This window comes from Bradyrhizobium sp. NAS96.2 (assembly GCF_001908235.1).
In the GTDB taxonomy this organism is placed as follows: domain Bacteria; phylum Pseudomonadota; class Alphaproteobacteria; order Rhizobiales; family Xanthobacteraceae; genus Bradyrhizobium.
The window spans coordinates 1-4,332 of sequence record NZ_LGHK01000257.1; the positions used below are offsets into that span (position 1 = coordinate 1).

At 54.0% G+C, this 4,332-nt stretch carries 4 protein-coding genes and 1 pseudogene; 4 read left to right on the plus strand and 1 reads right to left on the minus strand.

Annotation, left to right across the window (positions count from 1 at the left end; genetic code table 11):
- Nucleotides 1–1,210, plus strand: a 1,210-nt coding sequence (locus AC628_RS37980; protein WP_210190316.1) for a cytochrome P450, incomplete at its 5' end; no start/stop codon positions are given.
- A 12-nt stretch (nt 1,211–1,222) separates the two neighbouring features.
- Nucleotides 1,223–1,543, plus strand: a complete 321-nt coding sequence (locus tag AC628_RS37985) for a 2Fe-2S iron-sulfur cluster-binding protein (RefSeq protein ID WP_074131765.1) — start codon at nt 1,223–1,225, stop codon at nt 1,541–1,543.
- Nucleotides 1,544–2,175: 632 nt separating this feature from the next.
- Here AC628_RS37985 and AC628_RS46265 read toward each other — a convergent pair.
- Nucleotides 2,176–2,487, minus strand: a complete 312-nt coding sequence (locus AC628_RS46265; protein ID WP_502689826.1) for a glutamine amidotransferase-related protein — start codon at nt 2,485–2,487, stop codon at nt 2,176–2,178.
- Nucleotides 2,488–2,736: 249 nt separating this feature from the next.
- Between AC628_RS46265 and AC628_RS37995 the strand changes: the two genes are divergently transcribed.
- Together AC628_RS37995 and AC628_RS38000 are read left to right on the plus strand one after the other, a co-directional pair.
- Entirely contained in the window at nt 2,737–3,798 is a 1,062-nt protein-coding gene (locus tag AC628_RS37995) for an ABC transporter substrate-binding protein (protein WP_074131767.1), read from the plus strand.
- A gap of 238 nt (nt 3,799–4,036) precedes the next feature.
- A pseudogene (locus AC628_RS38000) lies at nt 4,037–4,300 on the plus strand (transposase); the annotation flags it as partial.
- Nucleotides 4,301–4,332 lie beyond the last annotated feature (32 nt).

A 4,332-nucleotide genomic window follows, 5' to 3' on the forward strand; every position in this document is an offset into this window, starting at 1 on the left:
GATTTTGCCGTCTTCCGCAGAATGGTCGATGATGTCACTCGCCGACAATGATCCGTTTCCAGCTTATGACTTGCTCCGCAAGAGAGGGCACGTCGTTTGGGATCCCGGCATGAATTGCTGGCTGGTGTTGAGTTATGACATCTGCAAGCTGATTGAGTCCGACGAGGGAACTTATCGGGTCCTGGCCGATGATGCGCCTGCGTTTGTGTACGAGATCAAGGGCGGTAGGACGGCTGCTACATCGCTGGTCGGAGATGAGCATGCGCGTATGCGTCGGCTCTATCTGAAGCTTTTCAGTCCTGCGATGATGCCGCAGTACCGTGTTGAACACGTTTTGCCGGTCATGAACTACATCATCGATAGTTTCGCTGAAAAGGGAGGCGCCGAGCTAGGCACTCAAATGGCCGATAGGTTGCCCAACCTAGTTATGGGATCGCTCTTCGGGCTCCCTTGGAAAGATGACATGCTCATGGATCGGGTTTCCCGATGGCATAAAGACCTGACGGTGTGGTTCGGCATGAAGTATGTTGGAGAAGAGGTGAACCGGAAGGCGAGAAGTGCTGCAAATGAATTGACCAAACTCTTTCTGCCTCTTGTCCTCGAGCGAAAAGAAAAGCGCGGCAGCGATTTCATCAGTCAGATCTGGTCTCGAGCTCCAGAGGATTGGGGAGAGGTTAGTCCGGCTGATGTAATCTCGATCGTGCGAGATATCGAGCTCGGTGCAGGGGACACGACCGCGAATGCTATCTCCAACGCTATTTATCTATTCCTGTCGGATCCCGCCATGCACGAAGCGGTATCTAGGGATCAGCACGGTGCTCTCAATGCGTTCGTGGAGGAGACGTTGCGACTCTTGGGATCGGTTCAGTGGCGGTTTAGGAAGGCCGATCGCGACGTGTCACTCGCTGGTGCAGCGGTGAAGAAGGGCGACATGATCTGCCTGTTGCATGCAGCCTCCAATCGAGATCCTGAGCACTTCACTTGCCCGCATATGATCGATTTGAGCAGAAAGCCACCCACTGATCATTTGGCATTTAACGTCGGTCCACGCATTTGCGTGGGCATGCATCTCGCCAGACTCCTGATGCGGGAATCGCTGAAGGTGCTTATTGCGCGTTTTCCGAATCTGCGTCTTGATCCAGCGAAGGAAGCGCCGCGGTTTCGTGCGTTTTCTCATCGTTCCTTCGGTCCATTGCATGTGACCTTCTAAGAAATCCGATCAATGAAAGTTTTGATTTACGATCACGAAGGCCAGTTGGTTAAACTCCATAACGTGTCCGCGCAAACCCTGATGCTTGCGATTCGAGATGCTGGGTTGAATCTAACCGCGCAATGCGGAGGTTGTGCTTCCTGTGGAACTTGTCATGTCTACGTCGACGACGCCTGGTGGGCGAAGATCAAGCCCGCCAGTGACCTCGAAGATGCGATGCTGGATGTCGTCGAGGAGCGCCGAGAGAGTTCTCGGCTTTCGTGTCAGATCGAATTGACGGAGGATTTGGATGGCCTCACAGTACAACTCGCGCCTGGCTCCGCATTCAAATAGGCGCGGAGCGTCGTATGCGTCCTCTGATACAGTAGTCTTGGACCAATCGACGCCGGCGAGCGTATACGCAAGTATTTGACGAACCTGAGAGCCATGCGTCAAAGGTTGCTAATAATTGGTGGTTCTCACGCCGCAGCTTACATCACATGCGCGCGAGCGAACAGATCGTGATTGTAAGCGAGGAGTGGGAGCTACGCGGTTCGTCCGGACTTACGAAGACGTTCAATGCCAGTCATAATTGTCGACGTGCTGTCGGGCCGAACGACAGAGCAGAAACGAGAGTTCGTAAAGTCGATTTGAGGATTTGCGGCAGTACAGCTCCCAGCGTTCACAACGTCTTTAGGGATGTTGGTTTATTGGAGGGGGTGAGGTCAGCCTACCTACACTACCTCGCTCTTAAATAAAACGCGATCTCCAACGTTGTTGTGATGTCAACTTCGTCGAAGATGGCGCTCTCGCCCAAATGGGATGACTACTGTGCCAAGGCATTTTACGGCGCGTGGCGCGAGCGCGCAGTCCTTTCTTGAGCGACTGGATCATCAAGCAGAGCGGTTCACTCCGGCCAATCGAGTTCTGCGCTCGGCCAGTCGTTCCATCACCTGCTTCCCAGCGACGCTCGTCCATGTCCGGCGCTAATAGCACCTTGCTTGAGTCACGTATCGAAGGCCATCACGCGCGATATGCGTCCGCGAGTCGCAAGAGGGGCTGCGCAGTAGGTCGCACTGTTCTGGTAGTATAGAGTCTGGATGGAACTGCGCGCCGAATGTCGGTTGAACGCTGTGTGCGAGAGCCATGGTCTCGCCTTCCGATTGCGCTGTCACGTTGAGATGCGCGGCACATCTCGTCTCAAGCTCGACAAGGTGAGAATGATAACATCCAACTCGGAGTGGGGGCAGGACTCCCTCGCATAGCTCCCTTGTCCGAGACGCGACCGGTGCCATCATTTTGAACGTTAGCAGTGCCACTGCTAGACTCCATAAGCCGGCCTAATGACGTTAGCGATGTAACCCGCATCATTGACGTTGGCAGATAAGCGTGGCCCGAGATCACTGCTTGTTCCGCGTTGGAGCTTTTCGTCATATTCGGTCGATTATTGGCGGCCTCATTTCGCGATAGCTTAGACCTTGGCATAAAACTACAATCAGCATTTGGTACTGTCGATTTATAACTAGAGAATATACAAGGGGGGCTCGATGAGAAGACCCGTCTCAAAAGTGTCGCGGCGCTCATTGCTTTTAGCGGCGGCGGGAGGTGTCATTGCGGCGCCAATGGCGATCAAAAGCTCGCGTGCAGCCTCCAACACGGTAACGATCACTGGCTGGGGCGGCAACTACCAAGAGATTTTCGTCAGAGACGCATTTAATCCCTTCACCGAAGAAACAGGTATAAAAGTAAATGTCGTGCAATCGCCTGATCTTGCACGAGTCAAGGTTCAAATCCTTACAGGAAACGTCGAGTGGGATGTTTTTGACGGCGCAGATATCATGATCGCGTCGGGGTCTAAGTCGGGTTTTTGGGAAAAACTGGATGGTTCGGTGTTCAAGTTGGATGATATGAGAATTCCTCCCACAAGTGACAGCGTACCCACCTATCTCTTTGCCGCGGGTTTAGCTTGGGATCCAGCGAAATTCGGCGATGGAAAGCACCCTCAAACCTTCGCTGAGTTCTTCGACATAGCGAAGTTTCCTGGCCGCCGTTCGCTCATGAATCGGGCTTTTATGACTCTGGAGGTAGCGCTTCTTGCCGACGGCGTTGCGCCAAAAGATGTCTACCCTCTCGACCTCGATCGTGCGTTCAAAGCCCTTGATCGAATAAAGCCGAGTATTGCGACATGGGCGTCCACCAATACCCAAACCATCGCTCTAGTTCAAACTGGCGAGGTCGATTTCACTTTCACTCCAGCTGCAAGTCGCGTGAAATCGACGACTGAGGACGGCGGCGGAAGACCGTTAGCGTTCTCCTTTGAGCAGAATCTGTATGGAAGCGGGGCCTTGGCGGTGCTTAAGGGTACGCCGAACAAAGAAAACGCCATCAAACTTCTCACCTATATTATGCGCCCGGAAGTGCAGGCGCGACTGTCGGAATCACTAGGGCTGTTGCCTGTCTCCAAGTCAGCCGCAACAATGCTGACCGATGCGGCTCGCAGATGGCTTCCAAACTGGAATAATCCGAAAAGCTTGTTTGTTGATCCCGGTTACTGGGCAGACCATCTGGAGCCTGTGACGGCTCGGTTTAAAGAATGGGTCCTATCTTGAACGCTTTCCTTCGTCGGGGCGGGCCCTCAGGCCTCTTCCTAGCTTCGCCATTCCACTACTACGGAAGGAGCTCAGCGAGCGAATCGGTTTAACAACATAGCCGCGTAGACTACAATGTCTGCCGGTCCTCTGATTGCACGCGGTTGTACTGCTGCCGCTATTGTATGTATCTCGTGACCTTGCCCCACAGGCTTAATCCAGTTTGAAGTTCGCTGTGGCCCAAGACGAGGACCAGAGCATGAAGCGCAGCCGCTTTTCGGAAGAGCAGATCATCGGGATTCTGAAGGAGCACGAGGTCGGGGTTTCGGTTGCCGATCTGTGCCGCAAGCACGGCGTCAGCGACGCCAGCATCTACAATTGGAAGGCCAAGTTCGGCGGGCTGGAGGTGTCAGAGGCCAAGCGGCTGAAGACGCTGGAGGACGAGAACACACGGCTGAAGCGGTTGCTGGCTGATGCCATGTTGGACAACGCGGCGCTCAAGGACCTCGTGGGAAAGAATGTATGGTCCGCCCCGTCCGTGCAAGGGTCGTAACA